At 72.6% G+C, this 21990-nt stretch carries 23 protein-coding genes; 13 read left to right on the forward strand and 10 right to left on the reverse strand.

Annotated elements, in window-relative coordinates; translation table 11 throughout:
• Positions 1 to 37 precede the first annotated feature (37 nt).
• Positions 38 to 538 carry a DUF1877 family protein gene (locus ACQPXG_RS15650; RefSeq protein ID WP_433468407.1) on the forward strand — a complete coding sequence of 167 codons (501 nt, stop codon included), beginning with the start codon at positions 38 to 40 and terminating at the stop codon, positions 536 to 538.
• A 51-nt stretch (positions 539 to 589) separates the two neighbouring features.
• On the opposite strand, the gene lipB is transcribed toward ACQPXG_RS15650, so the two are convergent.
• The 6 genes from lipB to ACQPXG_RS15680 form a co-directional block, all read right to left on the reverse strand.
• Complete coding sequence (gene lipB, locus ACQPXG_RS15655) at positions 590 to 1282, reverse strand: lipoyl(octanoyl) transferase LipB (protein WP_433468408.1); 693 nt, start codon at positions 1280 to 1282, stop codon at positions 590 to 592.
• 37 nt (positions 1283 to 1319) lie between these two features.
• Positions 1320 to 2057: a Type 1 glutamine amidotransferase-like domain-containing protein gene (locus ACQPXG_RS15660; RefSeq protein WP_433468409.1), complete on the reverse strand. Its 738-nt coding sequence runs from the start codon at positions 2055 to 2057 to the stop codon at positions 1320 to 1322.
• A gap of 85 nt (positions 2058 to 2142) precedes the next feature.
• The gene (locus tag ACQPXG_RS15665; protein ID WP_433468410.1) at positions 2143 to 3030 is read right to left on the reverse strand and encodes a TIGR01777 family oxidoreductase; all 888 of its coding nucleotides are present in this window, start codon (positions 3028 to 3030) and stop codon (positions 2143 to 2145) included.
• A 117-nt stretch (positions 3031 to 3147) separates the two neighbouring features.
• Positions 3148 to 4644, reverse strand: a complete 1497-nt coding sequence (sucB, locus tag ACQPXG_RS15670) for a 2-oxoglutarate dehydrogenase, E2 component, dihydrolipoamide succinyltransferase (RefSeq protein WP_433468411.1) — start codon at positions 4642 to 4644, stop codon at positions 3148 to 3150.
• Between the two features lie 35 nt (positions 4645 to 4679).
• Entirely contained in the window at positions 4680 to 6071 is a 1392-nt protein-coding gene (gene lpdA, locus ACQPXG_RS15675; RefSeq protein WP_433468412.1) for a dihydrolipoyl dehydrogenase, read from the reverse strand.
• A gap of 156 nt (positions 6072 to 6227) precedes the next feature.
• Positions 6228 to 7760, reverse strand: a complete 1533-nt coding sequence (locus ACQPXG_RS15680; protein WP_433468413.1) for a leucyl aminopeptidase — start codon at positions 7758 to 7760, stop codon at positions 6228 to 6230.
• Between the two features lie 179 nt (positions 7761 to 7939).
• On the opposite strand from ACQPXG_RS15680, the gene ACQPXG_RS15685 reads away from it, so the two are divergent.
• From ACQPXG_RS15685 to ACQPXG_RS15710, 6 genes are read left to right on the forward strand one after another with little or no spacing between them, the layout of a single operon-like run.
• On the forward strand, positions 7940 to 8704 hold the full coding sequence (locus ACQPXG_RS15685) for a GntR family transcriptional regulator (RefSeq protein ID WP_433468414.1): 765 nt from the start codon (positions 7940 to 7942) through the stop codon (positions 8702 to 8704).
• Between the two features lie 11 nt (positions 8705 to 8715).
• Positions 8716 to 8943: a 4Fe-4S dicluster domain-containing protein gene (locus ACQPXG_RS15690; RefSeq protein ID WP_433468415.1), complete on the forward strand. Its 228-nt coding sequence runs from the start codon at positions 8716 to 8718 to the stop codon at positions 8941 to 8943.
• Between the two features lie 22 nt (positions 8944 to 8965).
• Entirely contained in the window at positions 8966 to 10366 is a 1401-nt protein-coding gene (locus tag ACQPXG_RS15695; protein WP_433468416.1) for an ABC transporter substrate-binding protein, read from the forward strand.
• On the forward strand, positions 10363 to 11139 hold the full coding sequence (locus ACQPXG_RS15700) for an ABC transporter permease (protein WP_433468417.1): 777 nt from the start codon (positions 10363 to 10365) through the stop codon (positions 11137 to 11139). The genes ACQPXG_RS15695 and ACQPXG_RS15700 overlap by 4 nt, the downstream gene beginning before the upstream one ends.
• A complete protein-coding gene (locus ACQPXG_RS15705) occupies positions 11136 to 11891 on the forward strand; it encodes an ABC transporter ATP-binding protein (RefSeq protein ID WP_433468418.1) in 756 nt (251 codons plus the stop codon). The genes ACQPXG_RS15700 and ACQPXG_RS15705 overlap by 4 nt, the downstream gene beginning before the upstream one ends.
• The gene (locus ACQPXG_RS15710; RefSeq protein ID WP_433468419.1) at positions 11891 to 14578 is read left to right on the forward strand and encodes a fumarate reductase/succinate dehydrogenase flavoprotein subunit; all 2688 of its coding nucleotides are present in this window, start codon (positions 11891 to 11893) and stop codon (positions 14576 to 14578) included. Before ACQPXG_RS15705 ends, ACQPXG_RS15710 begins: the two co-directional genes overlap by 1 nt.
• On the opposite strand, the gene ACQPXG_RS15715 is transcribed toward ACQPXG_RS15710, so the two are convergent.
• Entirely contained in the window at positions 14562 to 15320 is a 759-nt protein-coding gene (locus ACQPXG_RS15715; protein WP_433468420.1) for an adenosylcobinamide-GDP ribazoletransferase, read from the reverse strand. The genes ACQPXG_RS15710 and ACQPXG_RS15715 overlap by 17 nt on opposite strands.
• Complete coding sequence (locus ACQPXG_RS15720) at positions 15317 to 16261, reverse strand: bifunctional adenosylcobinamide kinase/adenosylcobinamide-phosphate guanylyltransferase (RefSeq protein WP_433468421.1); 945 nt, start codon at positions 16259 to 16261, stop codon at positions 15317 to 15319. Before ACQPXG_RS15720 ends, ACQPXG_RS15715 begins: the two co-directional genes overlap by 4 nt.
• A gap of 67 nt (positions 16262 to 16328) precedes the next feature.
• Here ACQPXG_RS15720 and ACQPXG_RS15725 point away from each other — a divergent pair, with 67 nt between their 5' ends.
• Together ACQPXG_RS15725 and ACQPXG_RS15730 are read left to right on the forward strand one after the other, a co-directional pair.
• Positions 16329 to 17216, forward strand: coding sequence for a DsbA family protein (locus ACQPXG_RS15725; protein WP_433468422.1), 888 nt, complete (start codon positions 16329 to 16331; stop codon positions 17214 to 17216).
• 45 nt (positions 17217 to 17261) lie between these two features.
• Positions 17262 to 17459 (forward strand): hypothetical protein, encoded by a 198-nt coding sequence (locus tag ACQPXG_RS15730; protein WP_433468423.1) that lies wholly within the window; start codon positions 17262 to 17264, stop codon positions 17457 to 17459.
• 70 nt (positions 17460 to 17529) lie between these two features.
• Here ACQPXG_RS15730 and ACQPXG_RS15735 read toward each other — a convergent pair whose 3' ends face one another.
• Together ACQPXG_RS15735 and ACQPXG_RS15740 are read right to left on the reverse strand one after the other, a co-directional pair.
• Entirely contained in the window at positions 17530 to 18531 is a 1002-nt protein-coding gene (locus ACQPXG_RS15735) for an aldo/keto reductase family protein (RefSeq protein ID WP_433468424.1), read from the reverse strand.
• Between the two features lie 60 nt (positions 18532 to 18591).
• Entirely contained in the window at positions 18592 to 19167 is a 576-nt protein-coding gene (locus tag ACQPXG_RS15740; RefSeq protein ID WP_433468425.1) for a DUF3043 domain-containing protein, read from the reverse strand.
• Positions 19168 to 19299: 132 nt separating this feature from the next.
• On the opposite strand from ACQPXG_RS15740, the gene ACQPXG_RS15745 reads away from it, so the two are divergent.
• From ACQPXG_RS15745 to pspAB, 4 genes are all read left to right on the forward strand, one after another.
• Complete coding sequence (locus ACQPXG_RS15745) at positions 19300 to 20106, forward strand: PspA/IM30 family protein (protein ID WP_433468426.1); 807 nt, start codon at positions 19300 to 19302, stop codon at positions 20104 to 20106.
• A complete protein-coding gene (pspAA, locus tag ACQPXG_RS15750) occupies positions 20103 to 20381 on the forward strand; it encodes a PspA-associated protein PspAA (protein WP_433468427.1) in 279 nt (92 codons plus the stop codon). The genes ACQPXG_RS15745 and pspAA overlap by 4 nt, the downstream gene beginning before the upstream one ends.
• Positions 20382 to 20492: 111 nt before the next feature.
• Entirely contained in the window at positions 20493 to 21410 is a 918-nt protein-coding gene (gene htpX, locus ACQPXG_RS15755; RefSeq protein ID WP_433468428.1) for a zinc metalloprotease HtpX, read from the forward strand.
• A 3-nt stretch (positions 21411 to 21413) separates the two neighbouring features.
• Positions 21414 to 21983, forward strand: a complete 570-nt coding sequence (gene pspAB, locus ACQPXG_RS15760) for a PspA-associated protein PspAB (RefSeq protein WP_433468429.1) — start codon at positions 21414 to 21416, stop codon at positions 21981 to 21983.
• Positions 21984 to 21990: the final 7 nt, after the last annotated feature.

The following is a 21990-nucleotide window of genomic DNA, read 5'->3' on the forward strand; positions in this document are numbered from 1 at the left end:
CCTGTCGTCACGCAACAGCGTCAGCAGGAGGACCACCGTGGGTCTGGCAATGTCGTACCTCAGGGTGCCGCCGGTGCTGGAGGGGGAGCCCGATCCCGGCCGGATCGCGCGCCACGTCTTCGGCGACGCGAACTGGCGCCGGCGCGGCGCGAGGGAACTGTTCGAGCTCGGCTGGGCGTGGCAGGCGATGCACTTCCTCGTCACCGGCGACGCGTGGGAGGGCCGCCAGCCCGAGGCCGACGTCGTGTGCGGCGGGCGGCTGCTCACCGAGGACGGCGCCGACGAGCTGGGCATGGACGTGATCTACCTGGCGCCTGACCGGGTGAAGCCGGCCGCCGACCACCTGGCCGCGACCCCGTTCGCCGACGTCGCCCGGCGCTTCGACCCGGCGGCGATGGGCAGGGCCGGCGTCCAGGACGCGGGACGGCTGGACGGCGCCGCCCGCGACAAGGTCTTCAAGCCCGCCTACAAGGGGCTGGCGGACTTCTTCCGGGTCGCCGCGACCGAAGGCCAGGCCGTCTACAAGGTCATGGCCTGACCGACCGGCGGCCCCGAGCGTCTTCCCGGGGCCGCTCCGGGAGGACGCCGGTCAGACGCCGAGTTGCGCCGTGGTGCGGTGGAGCGTCTCCGCCGCGCCGAGCGCCGCGGCCAGGTGCCGCTCGACCAGCGGGACGATCTCGGCGACCGTGACCTCCCGGCCGAGTTCCCGGCTCAGGTTGGTGGACCCGACGTCCCGGATCCCGCAGGCGACGATCTTGTCGAACCAGCCCATGTCGTTGTCGCAGTTGAGCATGAAGCCGTGCATCGCGACGCCCCGCGCCACCCGGATCCCGATCGAGCCGATCTTGCGGTCGGGGGCGCCGGGCACCCACAGCCCGCTGCGCCCCTCGACGGTGACCGTCTCCAGGCCGAGCTCGGCGCAGACGTCCATCATCATCTGTTCCAGCAGCCGCACGTAGCCGACGACGTCCGCCGGGTCGGGCAGCCGGACGATCGGGTAGCCGGTGAGCTGCCCCGGACCATGCCAGGTGATCTTGCCGCCGCGGTCCACGTCCACGACCGGGGCGCCGGGGTCGCCGAACGGGCGGTCGAGCGCCCCGGTCCGCTTGCCCGCGGTGTAGACGGGCTGATGCTCCATCAGCAGGACGGTGTCGGGGACGAGGTCGTCCACCCGCAGCGCATGGGTGCGTTTCTGCAGCTCCCATCCCGCCTCGTAGGGGACGGCCGCCGTGCCGAACCCCGCGTGCACCACCACCAGCTCGCGTACGTCCACATCGCTCACGCGAGCCAGCTTATGCCGTGGACGGCCGGACCGCTCCTCAGAGGGCGGCGAGCAGCCGGGGCTCCAGCCGGTACTCCTTCGCCGTCCCCGGCCCGTCGGGCTCGATCCGGTAGGCGCCCGCCTCCCGCCGGTAGGAGACGGCCTGGACGAACTCGGTGCCGACATAGTGCAGCGCCGCGCCCTCGTCGGCCGCGTACCCGCCCGGCAGGGACCCCTCGCCGACGAGCTGCTGGAGCAGCGGGCGGCGCTGCGGTTCGCTGTCGTAGTGCACCCCGCACGAGAACGGCAGGAAGCGCAGCCCGTCCGTCAGCGGGCGCAGCTGCGGCCCGTAGGAGTCGGTGTTGCCGCCGGCGTGCCAGCACAGCGCGCCCGCGCTCTGCCCGGACAGCACGACGCCCTCCTGCCACGCCTCCCGCAGGATCTCGTCGAGCCCGTGCAGCCGCCACAGGGCCAGCAGGTTCGCGACGCTCCCGCCGCCGACGTAGACGAGGTCCTGGGTGAGCAGGTGGGCCCGCATGTCGGCGATGTTCGGCATCGGGAACAGCGCCAGGTGGCTGACCTCGGCGTCCATGGAGGAGAACGCGGCGTAGGAGCGGGCGATGTACTGGGGGCCGTCGCCCATGGCCGTCGTGATGACGCAGACGCGCGGCCGGTCCTGGCCGGTCAGGTCGAACGCGTAGCGCAGCAGGGGGCTCGGTTCGAGGCCGTCCCGGCCGTCGGGCACGAACGTGCCCCCGCCGATCGCGAGGATGTGCGGCTGTCCGTCGGTGCTCATTCATCCCCCTCGTAGGCCATGTTGTCTCAATGTCACCGTATGACTACCGAACGGGATCGGGCAGGACTTTGACGATTCTTGGGACTCACAGGACGGCGGCGATGGCCGACTCGACGTCCTCGTGCGCGAACCGGAACCCGGCCTCCTCCAGCCGGCGCGGATGCACCCGCTGGCTGACCAGCGGCCCTTCGTCGGCGAAGCCGAGCAGCGCCGCCCGCAGCGCGAACTTCGGGACGGCCAGCCGGGTCGGCCGGTGCAGGACCCGGCCGACCGCCTTCGTGTAGGCGTCGTTGGTCACCGGGGTCGGCGCGGTCATGTTGACGGGCCCGGCGATCTCGTGGCCGATGAGGAACCGCAGTGCCGAGACCAGGTCGCCGATGGAGATCCAGCTCGTCCACTGCCGGCCGTCCCCGAGGTCGCCGCCGAGGCCGAGCCGGAACAGCGGCAGGGTGCGCCCGAGGATCCCGCCCTCGCGCGCCAGCACGACCCCCGTCCGCGGATGGACGACCCGGACCCCGGCCTCCCGCGCGGGTGCGGCGGCGGCCTCCCAGTCGCGGACGAGGCCGGCCAGGAACCCCTGCCCGGCGGGGGACTTCTCGTCGACCTCGCGGTCGCCGGTGTCGCCGTAGTAGCCGATCGCCGACCCGCACACCAGCACGCCGGGGCGCGGATCGGCGGCCGCGATCGCCTCTGAGAGGGTCCGGGTTCCGACCACCCGGCTGTCGTAGATCTTCCGCTTGTACGCCTTCGTCCACGGCCGGTCGCCGACCCCGGCGCCGGCCAGGTGCACGACGGCGTCCGCGCCCTCCAGCGCCCCCTTGTCGACGCAGCCGTCGGCGGGGGACCAGCGCGCCTCGTCGGATCTGGACGGCTCCCGCCGCACCAGCCGGACGACCTCGTGGCCGTCATCCCGCAGCGATCGCACCAGCGCCGAGCCGATGAGGCCCGACGAGCCCGTGACGGTGACCCTCATGCTCCCAGCCTAGGACGACGACGCCACCGAACGCTGAGATTCTCATCGGGGTCCCGCGTTTCCCCGGACGCGCGGGACCCCGCCGGCCTGCGGCGCGGCGGGGTCCCGGTGGCGTGCTCAGAGGCCGAGCTCGGCCTCGAAGTTGCCCTCCTCCAGGCGGTGCTTGACCGTGGCGAGGAAGCGGGCGGCGTCCGCGCCGTCGATCAGCCGGTGGTCGTAGGTCAGCGCCAGGTAGACCATCGACCGGACCGCGATGACCTCGCCCAGCTCCGGGTCGTCGATGACGGCCGGGCGCTTCACGACGGCGCCCGTGCCGAGCATGCCGACCTGCGGCTGGTTGAGGATCGGGGTGTCGAACAGCGCGCCGCGGCTGCCGGTGTTGGTCAGCGTGAACGTGCCGCCGGCCAGCTCGTCCGGGCTCACCTTGTTGGTGCGGGTGCGCTCGGCGATGTCGGCGATCCGCTGCGCGAGGCCGCCGAGGTTCAGCTGGCCCGCGTTGTGCACGACCGGGACCATCAGGCCGCGCTCGGGCACGTCCACGGCGATGCTGAGGTTCTCCACCTCGTGGTAGGTGACCTCGTTGGTCTCGCCGTTGATGACCGCGTTCAGCTTCGGGTGCGCCTTGAGGGCCTCGACGGTCGCCAGCGCGAAGAACGGCATGAACGACAGCTTGACGCCCTCGCGCGCCTGGAAGTCGGCCTTGGCCTGGTCCCGCAGCCGCGCGATCTTGGTGATGTCCACCTCGACCACGGTGGTGAGCTGCGCGGACACCTGCAGCGACTCGACCATGCGGCGGGCGATCGTCTGCCGCATGCGGGACATCTTCTCGGTCCGGCCGCGCAGCGCGAGCTGCTCGGCGGGGGCGCCGGCGGGCGCCGGGGCCGCGTGCCGGCCCGCCGGGGCCTGGGCCGGGGCGGGCGCCGGGGCGGGCGGGGCGGCGGGCGCGGCCTGCTGCTGGGCGGCCTGCTGGGCCGTGCGGGCCGCCTCCAGGACGTCCTGCTTGCGGATGCGGCCGCCGACGCCGGTGCCCTTGACCGTGGCCAGGTCCACGTTGTGCTCGGCCGCCAGCTTGCGGACCAGCGGCGTGACGTACGGGCCCTCGCCCGGCTCCGCCTGCGGCTGCGCCGGCTGCTGCGACACCGGGGCCGGCGCGGGCGGCCGCGCGGGCGGGGCCGGCGGCTGCGGGGCCGGGGCGGGCGCCGGGGACGGCGGGGCCGCGGGCTGCTGCTGCGCCGGCGGCGGCCACGCCGCGGGCGGCGGCGCCTGCTGCTGGGGCGCCTGCTGCGGGGGTGCCTGCTCGGCCTGCGGCGGGGCGGCGGGAGCCTCCTCGCGGGCGTCCTCCGCGGCCGGGGCGCCGCCGCCGGACGGCGCCTCGCCCTCGTCGCCGATGACGGCCAGTTCGGCGCCGACCTCGACGGTTTCGTCCTCGGCGACGGTGATGCTGGTCAGGATGCCCGAGGCGGGGGAGGGGATCTCGGTGTCGACCTTGTCGGTGGACACCTCCAGGAGCGGCTCGTCGGTCTCGACGCGCTCACCCTCCTTCTTCAGCCAGCGGGTGACGGTGCCCTCGGTGACGCTCTCGCCGAGCTGGGGCATGGTGACGGAGACCGGCATGTCTCAGCGACTCCTTCGTATTACTTGTGCGACGTTCAGCCGTGCACGTGCAGTGGTTTGCCGGCGAGGGCGAGATGTGCCTCGCCGACCGCCTCGGACTGGGTCGGGTGGGGATGGATCAGCTGGGCGACCTCGCCGGGCAGGGCCTCCCAGTTGTAGATGAGCTGGCCCTCCGCGATGAGCTCGCCGACGCGTGCGCCGACCATGTGGAGGCCGAGGACGGGACCGTCCGCGGCCGCGATCACCTTGACCTCGCCCTGCGTCCCCAGGATCTTGCTCTTGGGGTTGCCCGCGAGGTCGTAGGTGACCTCCTTGATCTCGTACCCGCGCTCGCGGGCCACGGCGGACGTGATGCCGACCGAGGCCACCTCGGGGTCGGAGTAGGTGATGCGAGGGACGCCGTCGTAGTCGATCGGCGGCGGGGTGAGCCCGCTCAGCCGCTCGGCGACGAGGATGCCCTCGGCGAAGCCGACGTGGGCCAGCTGCGGCGTCGGGACCAGGTCGCCGACCGCCGAGATCGTGGGGACGTTCGTCCGGCAGTACTCGTCGACCTTGACGAACCCGCGCTCGGTCTCGACGCCGGCCTCGGCCAGCCCGATGCCGTCGGAGATCGGGCCGCGCCCGACCGCCACCAGCAGCAGTTCCGCGTCGATCGTCTTGCCGCCTTCGAGCGTGACGGAGATGCCGCCCTGCGTCGGCTTGGCGCTCTCGAAGCGGGTGCCGACCTCGAACTTGATGCCGCGCTTGCGGAACGCCCGCTCCAGCCGCTTGGAGCTGGACTCCTCCTCCAGCGGCAGCAGGTGGGGCAGCGCCTCGACGATCGTGACCTCGGCGCCGAACGAGCGCCACACGCTGGCGAACTCGACGCCGATGACGCCGCCGCCGAGGATGACGACCGAGCCCGGGACGTGCTCCAGCCGCAGTGCGTGGTCGCTGGAGATGACGCGCTCGCCGTCGATCTCCAGGCCGGGCAGCGACTTCGGTGCCGATCCGGTGCCGAGCACGATGTGCCCGGCCTCGATCGTCCGCAGCCCGCCGGCGGTGTCGACCTCGACCGTGGTCGGGCCGGCGAGCCGGCCGGTGCCGTGCACGACCTCGATGCCCCGGGACTTGATCAGCCCGGTGAGGCCTTTGACGGTCGTCGAGACGACCTTGTCCTTGTAGGCGTTCACGCCGGCGACGTCGATGCCCTCGAAGGTGGTCTTCACGCCGAACTTGGCCGCCTCGCGGGACTGGTCCGCCACCTCGGCCGCGTGCAGCAGCGCCTTGGTGGGAATGCAGCCGCGGTTGAGGCACGTCCCGCCGAGGGACTCGTCGCGCTCGATGAGCGCGACCGACCTGCCGAGCTCGGCGGCGCGCAGCGCGCACGCGTATCCGCCGCTGCCGGCACCCAGGACGACGATGTCGAAGGGGCCGTTGTTGGCCACTGGACGCTCCCTTTCCCCGGTTGTGGCGCCGCGTGGGCCGCGGCGTCCTGGGCGGGACGGGGCGCACCGGTGCCCGGGCCCCCACCGCCACGAGAAAACCTATTCTGCTCTCCACCCGGTCACAGCGGGCGGGGCCACCACAGAATTCCTGCGGCTCTACAGAATGCCCGCGGCGACGTCCTCGGCGATCTGGACCAGCGTACGGGCCGCGGCGCCGGTGCCGCCCTTCGGGGTGTAACCGTACGGCTCCCCCTTGTTGAAGGACGGGCCCGCGATGTCGAGGTGCGCCCACTTCACGCCGTCCGGGACGAACTCCTTCAGGAACGTCCCGGCGACGAGCATGCCGCCCCACCGCTCGCCGCTGATGTTGGCGATGTCGGCGACCGCCGAGTCGAGGCCCTTGCGCAGCTCCGCCGGGAGGGGCATGCCCCAGGACGGCTCGCCGGCGCGGTCGGCCGCCGCGACCACCTTCTCGCGGACGTCGTCGTCGTTGGCCATGACGCCGGTCGTCCGGGTGCCGAGCGCGACGAGCTGCGCGCCGGTCAGGGTGGCGACGTCCACGATCAGGTCGGGGGAGTCCTCGCCCGCGCGGACGAGGGCGTCGGCCATGACGAGCCGGCCCTCGGCGTCGGTGTTGAGGACCTCGACGGTCTTGCCGCCGTAGATGCGCAGCACGTCGGACGGGCGCTGCGCGGTGCCGCTCGGCATGTTCTCGGCGATGGCGAGGTAGCCGACGACGTCGACCTTGGGGCCGAGCTCGGCGATGGCGGCGAGCGCGCCGAGCACGGCGGCCGCGCCGCCCATGTCGGACTTCATCCAGTCCATCGCGTCGGTCGGCTTGAGGGACAGGCCGCCGGAGTCGAAGGTGATGCCCTTGCCGACCAGCACGAGGGTTTTGGACGCCTCGGGGTGGGTGTAGGCGAGGCGGACGAGCCGCGGCGGGTTGACCGAGCCCTGCCCGACACCGGCGATGCCGCCGTAGCCGCCCTCCACGAGGGCCTTCTCGTCCAGCACCTCGATGGCGAGGCCCGCCTCGGCGGCGACGCGCTCGGCCTCCCCGGCGAGGTCTTCGGGGGACAGGTGGGACGGCGGGGTGTTGACCAGGTCGCGGACGAGCTTGACGGAGGCGGCGAGGGTCCGGGCCCGTTCGACGGCCGCCTCCTCGGACGCGGGCGCGATCAGGCGGATCTCCTCGACCGGGCTCTTGTGGCCGTCTCCGGTGCGGTAGGCGTCGAAGGAGTAGGCGCCGAGCAGGGCGCCCAGCGCGACGGCCTCCACGCCGTCGGCGCCGTCGGCGGGCAGCGCGACGGCGACCCGGGCGGTGCCGGCGAGGGCGCGGACGGCGGCGCCGGCGGCGCGGCGGGCGTCCTCGGCGGACGGGTTCTCGCCCAGCCCGGCGGCCACGATGACCTTGGCGGTGACGGTGCCGAGCGACGGCAGCCTGGTGACCTCGCCGGCCTTGCCGGTGGCGCCGAGCGCGGCCAGCGCGCCGGCGAGCCCGCCGTTCATCGCGCGGTCGATCGCGTCGGCTCCGGCGGCCGGGGCGGCACCCGCATCTCCCGGGACGACCCCGATCACGATCGCGTCGGTGTCCAGGCCGGCCAGGTCTGCGCTGTCAAGGCTGATGCTCGTCACGTAGCCCGATGTTAGTCCTCCCGGTGACCGGTTTCGTCCTTTTGGATCAAGCATTGCCCGGCCCGGGGACCCGCCTGGCCGGGGGTGCCGGACGCGCCGGCCGGCCCGCGGAGGTGGCGGAACGCCGCCGTGCCGATGCCGCGGCGCAGGTGGAGGAGGGTGCGCCGGATGTCGCGGGTGGCGCATCGGGACCACTATTCACCTATTCCGATTGATTTAGTAGGTTAATGCCCGTGACCAGCAGAGACAGTGCCGCGCCGGCAACGCTCGCGGAGGCGCGGCGGCTGCGCGCCGACCGCGCCCGGCAGATCGCGGACGTCCTGCGCCGGCAGGTGCTGTACGGGGACTTCCGCAGCGGCGCGCTGCCCTCCGAGGCCGACCTCGTCCGGGAGTTCGGCGCGTCCCGCAACGCCGTCCGGGAGGCGCTCGACCTGCTGCGCGCCGAGGGCCTGATCGAACGCTGCCCGGGCGTCGGGACGCTCGCCGTCGCCGAGAAGTACCCGCACGGGCTGGAGCGCCTGCTCGGACTGGCGGAGACGATGCGCGAACACGGCGAGGTCGAGAACGAGGTCCGCACGACCGGGCTGATCAGCCCGTCCCGCGAGGTCTCGTCCCGGCTGCGGCGGCCCCCGGGCGAGCCCGTGGTCTACATCGAGCGGATCCGGCGGCTGAACGGCCTGCCGCTCTCCCTCGACCTCACCTACGTCGCCCGCGACCTCGGGGAGCCGCTGCTCGCCGAGGACCTCGCGCGCAACGACATCTTCGTCCTGCTCGAACGGATCGCCGGGCAGCCGCTCGGGACGGCCGAGGTCACCCTCGAAGCGGTCAACGCCGACGCGCACTCGGCCGCCACCCTCGACGCCCCGCGCGGCACCGCCCTGCTGATGCTGGAGCGCCTCACCCATCTCGCCGACGGGCGCCCGGTCGACCTGGAGTTCGTCCGGTTCCGCGGTGACCGCATCGCGATGAGCGGCACGCTGCGCCGCTTCCATCCCTGACAGGAGAACCCATGTCACTAGTGCAGAACCGCGCCGACGTGCCCGTGACGGTGGACGAGGCCCTCTGCATCGACGGCTGCACGCTGTGCATCGACGTCTGCCCGCTGGACGCGCTCGCCGTCCACCCCGAGACCGGCAAGGCGTACATGCACGTCGACGAGTGCTGGTACTGCGGCCCGTGCGCGGACCGCTGTCCCACCGGCGCCGTGACCGTGAACATGCCGTATCTCCTGCGATGAAGGACGTCCGATGAGAAGAACGATGGCAGCCGCCCTGGTACCGCTGCTCGCCGGCTGCACCGTGGCGGGCAACGCCTCCAGCGGCGGCGGCTCCGGCCAGATCGTCGTGGGTTACCAGTCGAAGACGATCAACACCGTGACCGCCGGGACCCTGCTGCGCTCGCTCGGCTACTTCGAGAAGCGCCTCAAGCGGCTGGACGGGAAGTACTCCGTCGTCTGGCGCGACTACGACACGGGCGCGCCGATCACCGCGCAGATGCTCGCCGGGAAGATCGACATCGGTTCGATGGGCGACTACCCGCTGCTGATCAACGGGTCCCGGTCGCAGGCGCAGGGCGGGGACGCGCAGACGGAGTGGGTCTCGGTGACCGGCTACAACCTGCGCGGCTCGCTGAACAGCGTGGTCGTCGCGCCGGACTCGAAGGCCAAGACGCTCCGTGACCTGAAGGGCCGGACGGTCTCCACGAGCGTCGGGTCGGCAGGGCACGGGACGTTCGTCCAGGCGGCGCGCAAGTACGGGCTCGACCCGGCCAAGGACGTCAAGGTCGAGAACCAGCAGCCGACCGTCGGCGCTGCAGCGCTCCAGTCGGGGAGGACGGCGGCGTTCGCGCAGTTCGTCGCCTGGCCGGGACTGCTGGTGAACAAGGGCCAGGCCAAGTTGCTCTACGACGGCGGTGACCTGAACGTGCCGACGTTCCACGGCGTGGTCGTCCGCAAGCAGTTCGCCGGGGAGAAGTCCGAGATCCTTCAGGCGTTCCTTCAGGCGCAGATCGACGCGACGAACTACCTGCACGAACACCCGCTGGAGGCCGCCGAGTCGGTCGCGTCCACCACGGGCCTGCCCGTCGAGACCGTGTACCTCTACAACGGCGCGGGCGGCGTGGCCACCTTCGACCCGACCATCAAGAAGGGGCTGCGGGACGCGTTCGTCCAGGACGTCCCCTTCCTGAAGTCGATCGGTGTCATCCAGACGCCGCTGAAGGTGGACCCGTTCGTCAATGACGCCTACATCAGGGAGGCCGTCGGTTCCTCCTACGACCGGCAGGCCGCGTCCACGGCGAACCCCGCCGCCATCACCGGGACGGACGAGGTCTGCAAGAAGAAGGTGGACGATCCCGAGACCGCCGGCGAGGTGTGGGTGGAGGGCGAGTCCAGGACGCGTCCTGTCGCCGACCCCGTCTGCCTGCTGAAGAACGTCCGGTCGCTCCAAGGCGAGGGCAAGCGGATCAGGGCCGTCTACGTTCCCGACACATCGGCGGGGACGCGATGGTTCGCCGACAAGGAGATCTGGGTCGACGACCCGTCCGCGAAGGCCGCGCAGCGGTTCAAGCCGTTCGCGACCCAGGAGGGCGCCGACAAGTACGTCACCGCCCACTCCGGCGCGAAGGTCGTCCCGTATGACGAGGCGGTGCGGCGCGCATGAACGGGCTGCTTCGCTGGCCGGTGCGGCTGGCGTCCCTGGTGGCCGCGCTGGCCGTCTGGCAACTGGTGACCGCGGCGAACCTGCGGCTGTGGGTGCGGTTCGACAGGTTTCCAGGCCCGCTCGACGTGGTGCACGAGTTCGGCCGCCAGATCGAGCACGGCCAGTTCTGGCAGGACGTCGCGCAGAGCCTCGTGCGGATTCTCACCGGGTTCGCCCTGGCCGCCGTACTCGGCGTCGCGCTCGGCGTGGCCACCGCCCGGTCGCGGTGGGCGGGCGACCTGCTCCAGCCGCTGTTCGAGGTGGCCCGGCCGATCCCGGCGATCGCGCTGGTCCCGGTCGCGATCCTGCTCTTCCCGGCGAACGAGCAGGGCATCGTGTTCATCACGTTCGCGGCGGCGTTCTTCCCGGTCCTGGTCAGTACGCGGCACGCGGTGAAGGCGCTGCCGGTCGTCTGGGAGGACGCGGTGCGCACGCTCGGCGGGGGCCGCCGGCGGGTGCTCGCCCAGGTCGTCCTGCCGGGAGTGCTGCCGGGGGTGTTCGGCGGCCTGTCCATCGGGATGGGCGTGGCGTGGATCTGCGTGATCTCCGCCGAGATGATCTCCGGCGACTTCGGCGTCGGCTACCGGACCTGGCAGGCGTACACGATCGTCGACTACCCGGGCGTGCTGGTCGGGATGGCCACCATCGGGCTGCTCGGCTGGCTCACCTCCGCGTCGGTGGAGCTGGCCGGCCGCCGCCTCACGCGCTGGCTGCCGAGGGAGGAGCGGGCATGAGCCGTGACGCACGCAGGGACGAGCGCCCCCGGGGGCGGAGCGGTGACGGGCTGGTCCTGCGGGCCGAACGGGCGACGCTCGGGTATCGCGGCCGGACGGTCATCGGAGGGCTCGACCTGGACGTGGCGGCGGGGGAGATCCTCGTCGTCCTCGGGCCGTCCGGTTGCGGGAAGTCCACGCTGCTGCGCGCGTTCGCCGGGCTGCTCCCGGTCGTGTCCGGGCGCGTCCTCGCGGACGGGGAGCCGGTCACCGGGACGTCCGCCGACCGGGCGCTGATGTTCCAGGACGACGCGCTCCTGCCATGGCGCACCGCCGGACGCAACGTCGAGCTGGCTCTCGCGTTGCGGGGCGTCCCACGTGCCGAACGCCGTGCGGCGGCGCTGCGCTGGCTCGACCGGGTGGGGCTGGGCGACGCCGCCGGGCGCCTCCCGCGCGAGCTGTCCGGCGGGATGCGGCAGCGCGTCCAGCTCGCCCGGACGCTTTCCGCCGGGCCCCGCGCCGTCCTGATGGACGAGCCGTTCGGCGCCCTGGACGCGCAGACGCGCGCTTCCATGCAGCGACTCCTCGTGGACGTGCTCTCCGACGCGCCCGCGACCGTCGTGTTCGTCACGCACGACGTGGACGAGGCGCTGCTGCTCGGCCACCGCGTCGTCGTCCTCGGCCCTGCGGGGGTCGCCGCCGAGTTCCCCGTTCCCACGTCCCGCGACGAGGTGCTCGCGGCGCTGGGCGCCCGTACGAAGGAGGTCGTCTGATGGAGGTCCCTTCCGTCACCGCGCGCCGCGAGCTCAGCTGTGACGTGCTGGTCATCGGCGGCGGCACCGCCGGGACGATGGCCGCCATCACCGCCGCGGAGCACGGGTCCTCGGTGCTGCTCCTGGAGAAGGCGCACGTCCGGCACTCGGGGGCGCTGGCCATGGGCATGGACGGCGTGAACAACGCGGTCATCCCCGGCAAGGCCACGCCCGAGGACTACGTCGCCGAGATCACCCGGGCCAACGACGGCATCGTGAACCAGCGGACCGTCCACCAGACGGCCACGCGCGGCTTCGCCATGGTGAAGCGTCTCGAACGCTACGGCGTGAAGTTCGAGAAGGACGAGCACGGCGAGTACGCGGTACGGAGGGTGCACCGTTCGGGCTCCTACGTCCTCCCCATGCCGGAGGGCAAGGACGTCAAGAAGGTTCTCTACCGCGTGCTTAGGCAGCGTTCCATCAGGGAGAAGGTGCAGATAGAAAACCGCGTCATGCCTGTGCGGGTCCTCACCTCCGGCGGGCGCGCCGTAGGGGCCGTGGGGTTCGACACCCGCAGCGGGGAGTTCGTGACCGTCTCGGCCGGTGCGGTGATCCTGGCGACCGGTGCCTGCGGCCGTCTGGGCCTGCCCGCGTCCGGCTACCTGTACGGGACGTACGAGAACCCCACCAACGCCGGCGACGGATATGCCATGGCCTACCACGCCGGGGCCGAGCTCAGCGGCATCGAGTGCTTCCAGATCAACCCGCTCATCAAGGACTACAACGGCCCCGCCTGCGCCTACGTCGCCAATCCCTTCGGCGGCTACCAGGTGAACGCCGAGGGGACGCGGTTCGTCGACTGCGACTACTGGTCGGGCCAGATGATGGCGGAGGTGAAGCGGGAGATCGACTCCGCGCGCGGCCCGATCTACCTCAAGCTCACCCACCTGCCGGACGAGACGCTGACGGCGCTCGAAGGCATCCTGCACACGACCGAGCGCCCCACCCGGGGCACCTTCCACGCGGGACGCGGCCACGACTACCGCACCCACGACGTCGAGATGCACATCTCCGAGATCGGGCTGTGCGGCGGGCACTCCGCGTCCGGCGTGTGGGTGGACGAGAACGCCCGCACCACCGTCCCCGGACTGTACGCGGCGGGCGACCTGGCCTGCGTCCCGCACAACTACATGATCGGCGCGTTCGTCTTCGGGGATCTGGCCGGCGCCCACGCCTCCGCCCGTCCCGGTGCGCCGGCCGCGCTGCCCGAGGACCAGATCGCCGCGGCGCACGAGCTGATCTACCGGCCGCTCCGCCACCCGGACGGCCCGCCCCAGCCGCAGGTCGAGTACAAGCTCCGCCGTTTCGTCAACGACTACGTCGCGCCGCCCAAGACGCGGTCCAGGCTGGACATCGCGGTCGAGACGTTCACCCGCATGGAGACCGAGATCGCGGCGATGGGGGCGCGGACGCCGCACGAGCTGATGCGCTGCGCCGAGGTCACCTTCATCCGCGACTGCGCCGAGATGGCCGCGCGGTCGTCCCTGACCCGCACCGAGAGCCGGTGGGGCCTCTACCACGACCGCGCCGACCTCCCCGAACGCGACGACGCGTCCTGGATGTACCACCTCAACCTGCGGCGGCGCGACGGGGCGATGGAGTTCGTCAAGCGGCCGGTCCAGCCGTACCTGGTGCCGGTCGAGGAGTTCGCCGTCCCGGAGCCGGGCGAGCCGGTCGTGCTGACCCCGGCGGGCGACGCGGCACCGGCCGCCGCGCCCGCCCGTCCCGCGGCGGCCGCGCGTCCCGCCATGGCGATCGGGCGCTCGCCGAGGCTTCTCGAACTCCAGGAGCTCGCCGAGACCGGGCCGCCCGTCGGCGCGATCACCCCCTACCTCGCCGACCCGGACCCGAAGGTGCGGCGCGCGGCGGTCGCGACGCTCACCGAGGTCGCGCCCGACGGCGTCGCCGGCGCCCTGGCGACCGCGCTCGCCGACGCGCACGGCTCCGTCCGGCACGCCGCGGCGACGGCGCTCCGGGAACTGGTCGAGGTCCTCCCGGCGACCGGCGGTGTGCGGGACGATCTCGCGCCCGCCCTCGGCAGCGACGACGCCCTCGTGCGGGCCGCCGTCCTGGACGTCCTGCGCGCCCTCCGGCTCGGCTCGCGGGCCGTCTTCGCCGGCGCGCTGGGCGACGCCGACCAGCGGGTGCGGCTCCAGGCCGTCCGGGGACTGGTGGCCCACGACGCGGCGGAGGAGATCGCGCGTGCCGCCGCCGACGCGTCCCGCGAGGTGCGGGTGGCGGTGGCGCACGGCCTCGGCACGGTCGGCGACCCGGCGGCGTCCGGGGCGCTGGCCGGCCTCATCAGGGACGGGGACGACCTGGTCAGGGCGGCCGCCCTCGAAGCCCTGGCCGGCATCGGGTGCCCGCCCCCGCTCGACGCCGACGCCGCCGGCGCCCTGCACGACCCGGCCTGGCAGGTCCGGACGGGGGCCGCGCGGGGTCTCGCCGCCGCGTCCCCGGACACCGCGTCCGGGCCGCTCGTCAAGGCCCTGGACGATCCGCACCTGGACGTCCGCAAGGCCGCGGTGATCTCGCTGGCCGCCTTCCGGGACGTCCCCGAGGCGGCGGACGCCCTGAGCCGGGCGCGCAGCGACCCGGACGCCGACGTCCGCGCCTACGCCCGCCGCGCCCTCAGCGCAGCGCCGTGAGGGCGACCAGGGCGGCCGTCGTGGCGATCTCGACCAGGGCGCCGAACACGTCGCCGGTCACCCCGCCCAGGCGGCGGACGGCGTGCCGCAGCAGCAGGAGGGCGGCGGCCAGACCGGCGATCACCGCCGCCGCGCCGTGCAGGGCGCCGCCGAGACCGCCCGCGGCCGCTCCCGCCGCCGCCGCGGCGGCCAGGACGACGGCCGTGACGATCAGCGCCGCGCGTACCGGGACGGTACCCGCCACCAGCGCTCCGAGGCCGCCGGGACGCGCGGACGGCACGCCGGTGCGGCACGCCCAGGGGAGGGCCAGGCGGCCGGAGACCGAGGCGGTAAGCACGGCGACGGCCGGCTGCGGGGCCGAGGCCAGGGCGGTGACCTGGACGAGCAGGGTCAGCAGCAGGGTGACGACGCCGAACGGGCCGATGTCGGACCGCTTCATGATCGCCAGCGCCTCGTCCGCCGGGCGCCCGCTGCCCAGGCCGTCCGCGAGGTCGGCGAGGCCGTCCAGGTGCAGGGCCCGGGTGACCGCCGCCGTCGCGGCCACCGCGAGCGCCGCGGCGAGCGGCCCGGACAGGCCGAGCGGATCGCCCGCCAGCAGGACCAGGGCCGCGGCGCCGCCCGTGATCAGGCCGGCGGACGGGGCGAGCAGCATGGCCGAGCGCGCGGTGCCCCGGTCGACCCGGTCCGTGCCCAGCGGGACGACGGTGAGCAGCGTGACCGCCAGCCGCAGACCGGCGATCACGGGAGCTCCATGACGCGTCCGGCCACGACCAGCGCCGCCTCCTCGGACTCGGCCGCCAGCCGCTGGTTGACCTGGCCGAGCATGTCGCGGAACGCCCGCCCGGACGCCGTCGTCGGCACCAGCGACAGCCCGACCTCGTCGCTCACCGCCACCACCCGCGCCAGTGTGCCGCGCCAGGCGGCCACCAGGTCGTCCACGAGCGGTCGCGCCCGCAGCGGCTCTTCCCAGGCATCGGCTTCGTCCATGGCGGCCGTGAGCCAGGTGCCGATGCCGTCCACCAGAACGGGGCCGGTTGCGGATCTGAGCACGCCTGCGAGGTCGGTCGTCTCGACGGTCCGCCACCACGCCGGACGGCGAAGCCGGTGCGCGGCGACGCGTTCCGTCCACTCCGGGTCGTCATCCCGGACCGGGCCCGTCGCCACGTAGAGGACGTCTGAGCATGCCGCCAGACGCAGTTCGGCCTCGGCCGACTTGCCCGAACGGCTTCCGCCGAGGAGCAACGTCCGGAACGGGCCGTCCTGGGGACGGCCCCAGAAGGCTAGGCGCCGCTCCAACTCGGACGGCGAGGACAGGCGATGGTCGACGTGCACGGCGAAGACCTCCGTGCCCGGTGTCACCGCCCCGGTGTGGCGCAGGTATCCCAGATGTTCCGGGGAGCCCGCCAAGTCCAGGAGGACGGCTTCGTACTCCACGCCGGCCGGCGGCTCCGGCCTGGCGCCCGGGCCCGACGCCACCAGCGCACGTCCTCTGCCGCCCCCGCGCACCTCGTATCCGCCGGGCACGTCCGTGCGCGGCAGATCCGCGAGCGGCACACCGTCGACCACGACGGCGAACGGCTCGTACCGCTCGCCCGAGGCGCGCAGCCGGTTGCACGACGCGCAGCGGCAACCCGGCGCCGGCCAGCCCTGTGCGGCCGCGATGCCGCGAACCTCCATGTTCATCTTGGGCGGCACTCTACGGCTACGCTCACCTGGAAGGATCACGACGTACCCGTCAGGAGGAGTCCCGGTGGGCAACCCCCCGAACGCACCATGGCCCCAGCAGCCGGGCCAAGGAGGGCAGCAGCCGCCCTACGGACCGCCACCCGTCCCGCCGGGCGGACCCGGGCCCGGAACGCCCGGAGGCCCCGGCTGGCAGCCCGGCCCGCCGCTCCCCGGCGGGCCCGGGATGCCGCCGCCCGGACGCAAGGGCGGCGGCCTGCTGATCGCGTTGCTCGTCGGCGGCCTCGTGCTGGTGCTCATCGTGGCCGCGGTCATCGTGCTGGTCGTTCAGAGCGGCGGCGACGGCAAGGGCGGCGAGGCCCAGCTGAAGGTCGGCAAGATCGCCGGTGGCGCGGAGGCCACGCCACTTGAGGACGGAAGCCTCGCCATGGCACGGCCGGGCGTCACCACGCCCGTCGTCGACATCTACGAGGACTTCGCCTGCCCGCCCTGCGGCCAGTTCGACACCAGGCACGACCCCATGCTGAAGCAGCTGGCGGTCGAGGGGCGCGCCAAGGTCGTGTTCCACCCGATGCTGATCTTCGGTGAGAGCAACCAGCCGGCGCACGACAACTCACTGCGCGCAGCGGCCGCCCTGCGCTGCGTCGGCGACGGCGCGCACTGGCTCTCCTACCAGGACGCCCTCTACGCCCATCAGCCCGCGACCGAGAGCTCCACGGGCTACACCACGAGCCAGCTGGTCTCCTTGGCGGAACCCCTGGGGCTGACCAGCGGCGACTTCAAGTCCTGCGTGGAGAGCCAGCGCTACGCCGAGAGCGTGAAGACCGTGAGCCAGGGCTACATATCGTCCGGGATCCAGGGCACGCCCAGCGTGCGGGTCAACGGGCGCACGCTCAGCACGTCCGACACCGAGACCGCCGACGCGCTGCGCCGCGCCATCGAAGCCGCCTCTTGACCCGGCCGAGCCGCTAGTCTCACCGCGACGAGGGAGGTCGAGCGGATGGCGTGGAGCTGGCGTTTGGAGAAGGCCGACGGGAGCATGGTCGGCATGTCGGAGGAGACCTTCTCCACCCAGGCGGACGCGGAGAGCTGGCTGGGGGAGAACTGGCGGGGCCTGCGCGCCGACGAGGTCGACAAGGTGACGCTGCTGGACGGCGAGAGCGTCGTGTACGGGATGAGCCTGCACGACCCGGAGTGATCCGCCCGCCTGAACGAACGCCAGGGCCGCGGGGCTTCGTGCCCCGCGGCCCTGGCGACGGGATCCGGAGTCAGGGCCGCCGGCGCGGGCTGGCGGTCTTGGCCGGGTCGCGGATGACGACCTCGCCGAGGATGTCGTCGATCCGCTTCAGCACGTCGGCGTCCAGCTTCACCCCGGCCGCCTTCACGTTGTCGGTGACCTGCTCGGGACGGGAGGCGCCCACGATCGCCGCCGACACGTTCGGGTTCTGCAGCGTCCACGCGATCGCGAGCTGCGCCATCGACAGCCCGAGGTCGTCGGCGATCGGCTTCAGGCTCTGCACGCGCGTCAGCAGGTCGTCGTTCAGGTAGCGCTTGATCATGTCGGCGCCGCCCTTGTCGTCGGTGGCGCGCGATCCCTCCGGCAACGGCTGACCCGGCTTGTACTTGCCGGTCAGGACGCCCTGCGCGATCGGGGACCAGACGATCTGCCCGACGCCCTCACGCTCGCACAGCGGCACGACCTCCTCCTCGATGACCCGCCACAGCATCGAGTACTGCGGCTGGCTGGAGACGATCCGGTCGAAGCCCATCTCGTCGGCGATCTTGAGGGCGCGCTCGATCTCCTCGGCCCGCCACTCCGAGACGCCCACGTACAGGACCTTGCCCTGCCGGACGAGGTCGTCGAACGCCCGCATGGTCTCTTCCAGCGGCGTCTCGTAGTCGAACCGGTGGGCCTGGTAGAGGTCCACGTAGTCGGTGCCGAGGCGGCGCAGGGAGCCGTGGATCGACTGGAAGATGTGCTTGCGGGAAAGACCCCGGTCGTTCACGCCGGGGCCGGTGGGCCAGTAGACCTTGGTGAAGATCTCCAGCCCTTCGCGGCGCTGCCCCTCCAGCGCGCGCCCGAGGACCTCCTCGGCGCGCGTACCGGCATAGACGTCCGCGGTGTCAAAGGTGGTGATCCCCTCGTCGAGGGCGGTCCGCACGCACGCGCGCGCCGCGTCCTCCTCGACCTGGGAGCCGTGGGTGAGCCAGTTGCCGTACGCGATCTCGCTGATCTTCAGACCGCTCCGGCCCAGGTTTCGGAACTCCATGGCACCGACCCTAGCCCGCGCCCGACCGGACGCGGCACGGCCGTCGTCACCGCCCCCGGGTCAGACCTTCTCCTTCTCGCCCACCCGCACCTGCGGGTTCGGGATCCGCAGCCGGCGGATCTGCATCGCGCGCATCGCCGCGTACATCCCGACGCCCTTGGAGTCCTCGCCGGGATAGCGCTCCGACGCCAGCCGCCTGATGCCGCGGCTGAGCATGAACCCCTCCGCGAACACCACGACGAGCAGCAGCGGCGGCGCGAACAGCACCAGCAGCCGCGCGGCCGGAATCGGCAGCATGCTCAGCAGCACGATCGCGAACATCGCGTACATCAGATAGGAGCCGACCGTGCGGCGGGCGTCCACATAATTGCGGGCGAGCCTGCGGACGGGGCCCTTGTCCCGCTTGAGCAGGTGTTTCTCGTCGCCCTTCGCCATTCCCTCGCGCGCCTTGCCGCGCTCGGTGGCCTGCCGCTCCCGCACCTTCTTGTACGCCTCCTTGCGGGAGGCCGGAGCGGTGATCGGCTGGCGGCGGAGCTTCTCGGCGTCCCGCCGCTTCGGGGTGGGACGGCCCTTGCCGCCGGGCTTTACTACCTGAGGAGGATCCGCCGGAGCCTCCGGGGTACGACGCTTGAACACGGGATCAGCCTACCGGCTGCGAACATCGTGGCTGCCTCGCGCGTTAACGCGTAGGGTGATAAGAACCCCAGCAGTGGTCATTGAGCCCAGTTCACGACTGAGGCGACAGCACGAAGGGACCGGCGCCGCGCGATGAGCGTGATGAAGCGAATGTCGATGATCTTCAAGTCCAAGGCGAACAAGGCTCTGGACCGGATGGAAGATCCTCGGGAGACCCTCGATTACTCCTACCAGCGTCAGCTGGAGATGCTGCAGAAGGTCCGTCGGGGGGTCGCCGACGTCGCCACCTCGCGCAAGCGTCTCGAGCTCCAGATCAACCAGCTCGAACAGCAGCAGAGCAAGCTGACCGACCAGGGCAAGAAGGCGTTGCAGGTGGGGCGCGAGGACCTGGCCCGCGAGGCGCTCACCCGCCGGTCCGGGCTGGAGAGCCAGCTCAACGACCTGCGCGGGCAGTACCAGCAGCTGCAGGGCGAGGAGGAGAAGCTCACGCTCGCCTCCCAGCGGCTGCAGGCCAAGGTCGACTCCTTCCGCACCCGCAAGGAGACGATCAAGGCGACCTACACCGCCGCCGAGGCGCAGACGAAGATCAACGAGGCGTTCTCCGGCATCTCCGAGGAGATGGGCGACGTCGGCCTCGCGATCCAGCGCGCCGAGGAGAAGACCGACACGATGAAGGCCCGCGCCGGCGCGATCGACGAGCTGCTGGCCTCCGGCGCCCTGGAGGACTTCTCCGGTCCCAAGGACGACATCCAGGCCGAGCTCGACCGGATGGGCTCCGGTCCCGGCGTCGACATGGAGCTGGAGCGCCTCAAGGCCGAACTCGGCCAGGGCCCCGCCCCGAAGGAGCTGAACCAGGGCACGCCGACCGCGCAGCCGCAACAGCAGCAGGACACCCCGCAGCAGGCCCCGTGGCCGCAGAACCCGGGGGGTGCCCAGTGATCGTCCGCCTGATGGGCGAGGGCCAGCTGGACGTGGCCGACGACGACCTGTCCTCCCTCAACACCCTCGACGCCGAACTGGAGTCGGCGATCGAGTCGGGCGACGAGACGGCCTTCCGCGCGGCGCTGCACGCGCTGCTGGACAACGTCCGCAAGGTGGGCAAGCCGCTTCCGGCCGACAGCCTGGAGCCGTCCGAGCTCATCCTGCCGCCGGCCGACGCGCACATCGACGAGGTGCGCTCGATGCTCGGCGACGAGGGGCTGATCCCGGACTGACCGGCCGGGCCCCGGGGTGGGGGTGTTGACGGGGTGTTATGGACATCCAGGCACAAAACCCGGGTCTCGCGCGTTTCCACAATTGAATCTGGAATGACTGGGGGTGGCCGCATGGCCAGGACGCGCTATGCCTCCGACCGGGGGCTCACATCGCGGATGCTCGTGACGATGTTCCTGCTGGGGCTGGTCTACGTCGTCTTCGTGGGGGCCTTCTTCGTCTTCGTGCCCCAGTGGGCCGGCGTCGCGCTGGCCATCGCCGTGGTGTTCCTCCTCGCCCAGTACTTCTTCTCCGACCGGATGACGCTGTTCGCCATGCACGGCCGCGTCGTCTCCCCGGAGGAGGCGCCTGAGCTGCACGGCGTCATCGACCGCATCTGCGCGATGTCGGACGCCCCGAAGCCTCGGGTCGCGATCGCCGACACCGACGTGCCGAACGCGTTCGCCACCGGCCGGAACCAGAAGAAGGCCGTGGTCTGCGTGACGACCGGGCTGCTGCGCCGGCTCGACCCGGTCGAACTGGAGGGCGTGCTCGCGCACGAGATGGCGCACGTCGCGCACAAGGACGTCGCGGTCATGACGATCGCCTCGTTCCTCGGCATCTGCGCGGGCCTGATCACCCGGTTCGGCCTCCAGTGGGGGCTGTGGGGCGGGTTCGGGCGCCGCAGCAACGACCAGAACACGGGGCTGATCCTGCTCGCGGTCGTGGCGGCGAGCGCGCTCGCCTACGCGGTCAGCTTCCTGCTCACCCGGGCGCTGTCGCGCTACCGCGAGCTGTCGGCCGACCGGGCCGCCGCGCTGCTCACCGGCCGCCCGTCCGCCCTCGCCAGCGCGCTGACGAAGGTCACCGGCGAGATCGCGCGGATCCCGACGAACGACCTGCGGTCCGCCCAGGCGTTCAACGCGTTCTTCTTCACCCCGGCGTTCGGCAAGGGCTTCAGCGTCTCGTCGCTGTTCTCCACCCACCCGACCCTCGACAGGCGCCTCGCCCAGCTCTCGAAGATCTCCGAACAGCTCAGCAGGGGAGTCTGATCCGTGGGTTTCCTGGACACCCTCCTCGGCCGCTCCAAGCCGGCCAAGCCCGACCTCGACCAGATCTTCGGGCTGTCGACGGCCGCCGTCACGCTGGAGGCGGCGACCGGCTTCACCCCGACCGGGCTCGGCTCGGTGTGCTTCCGCGCGGCCGAGGGCGGGGCGTTCGCGCGGCTGCAGGCCGACGTCCGGGAGCTGCTCGACGCCGACGCGGGCCCCAAGGTCGAGATCAGCACCGACACCTACGGCTACACCTGGCTGCTCGCCACGCATCCGCCGCAGGAGGTGCCGGAACTCGTCACCGACCTGCACGCGGTGAACGCGACGCTGGAGGCGGGCGGGTTCGGCCCGCACCTGCTGTGCTCGCTGGCGGGTTTCCAGGGGCCGGACGGGCGCCGGCTCGCGCTCGTCTACCTGTACAAGCGCGGCACGTTCTACCCGTTCGCGCCGCTCCCCGGAGACAAACGCGACAACGCGCTGGAACTCCAGGTGCGCGGCGCGATCGGCGCGGACCTCCCGTTCGAGGAGGACCTCGGCCGGTGGTTCCCCGTCTGGGGCGCCCCCGGCCTCTGAGGCCCGC

The organism is Spirillospora sp. CA-128828 (assembly GCF_050945415.1).
Classification (GTDB): domain Bacteria; phylum Actinomycetota; class Actinomycetes; order Streptosporangiales; family Streptosporangiaceae; genus Spirillospora.

Bases quoted from the DNA above. Each gene is read 5' to 3' on its own strand.
- ACQPXG_RS15660 (WP_433468409.1), bottom strand. From the start codon at position 2,057: ATGAGCACCGACGGACAGCCGCACATCCTCGCGATCGGCGGGGGCACG.
- ACQPXG_RS15665 (WP_433468410.1), bottom strand. From the start codon at position 3,030: ATGAGGGTCACCGTCACGGGCTCGTCGGGCCTCATCGGCTCGGCGCTG.
- sucB (WP_433468411.1), bottom strand. From the start codon at position 4,644: ATGCCGGTCTCCGTCACCATGCCCCAGCTCGGCGAGAGCGTCACCGAG.
- ACQPXG_RS15680 (WP_433468413.1), bottom strand. From the start codon at position 7,760: ATGCTTGATCCAAAAGGACGAAACCGGTCACCGGGAGGACTAACATCG.
- ACQPXG_RS15690 (WP_433468415.1), top strand. From the start codon at position 8,716: ATGTCACTAGTGCAGAACCGCGCCGACGTGCCCGTGACGGTGGACGAG.
- ACQPXG_RS15695 (WP_433468416.1), top strand. From the start codon at position 8,966: ATGGCAGCCGCCCTGGTACCGCTGCTCGCCGGCTGCACCGTGGCGGGC.
- ACQPXG_RS15700 (WP_433468417.1), top strand. From the start codon at position 10,363: ATGAACGGGCTGCTTCGCTGGCCGGTGCGGCTGGCGTCCCTGGTGGCC.
- ACQPXG_RS15705 (WP_433468418.1), top strand. From the start codon at position 11,136: ATGAGCCGTGACGCACGCAGGGACGAGCGCCCCCGGGGGCGGAGCGGT.
- ACQPXG_RS15710 (WP_433468419.1), top strand. From the start codon at position 11,891: ATGGAGGTCCCTTCCGTCACCGCGCGCCGCGAGCTCAGCTGTGACGTG.
- ACQPXG_RS15720 (WP_433468421.1), bottom strand. From the start codon at position 16,261: ATGAACATGGAGGTTCGCGGCATCGCGGCCGCACAGGGCTGGCCGGCG.
- ACQPXG_RS15730 (WP_433468423.1), top strand. From the start codon at position 17,262: ATGGCGTGGAGCTGGCGTTTGGAGAAGGCCGACGGGAGCATGGTCGGC.
- ACQPXG_RS15735 (WP_433468424.1), bottom strand. From the start codon at position 18,531: ATGGAGTTCCGAAACCTGGGCCGGAGCGGTCTGAAGATCAGCGAGATC.
- ACQPXG_RS15745 (WP_433468426.1), top strand. From the start codon at position 19,300: ATGAGCGTGATGAAGCGAATGTCGATGATCTTCAAGTCCAAGGCGAAC.
- htpX (WP_433468428.1), top strand. From the start codon at position 20,493: ATGGCCAGGACGCGCTATGCCTCCGACCGGGGGCTCACATCGCGGATG.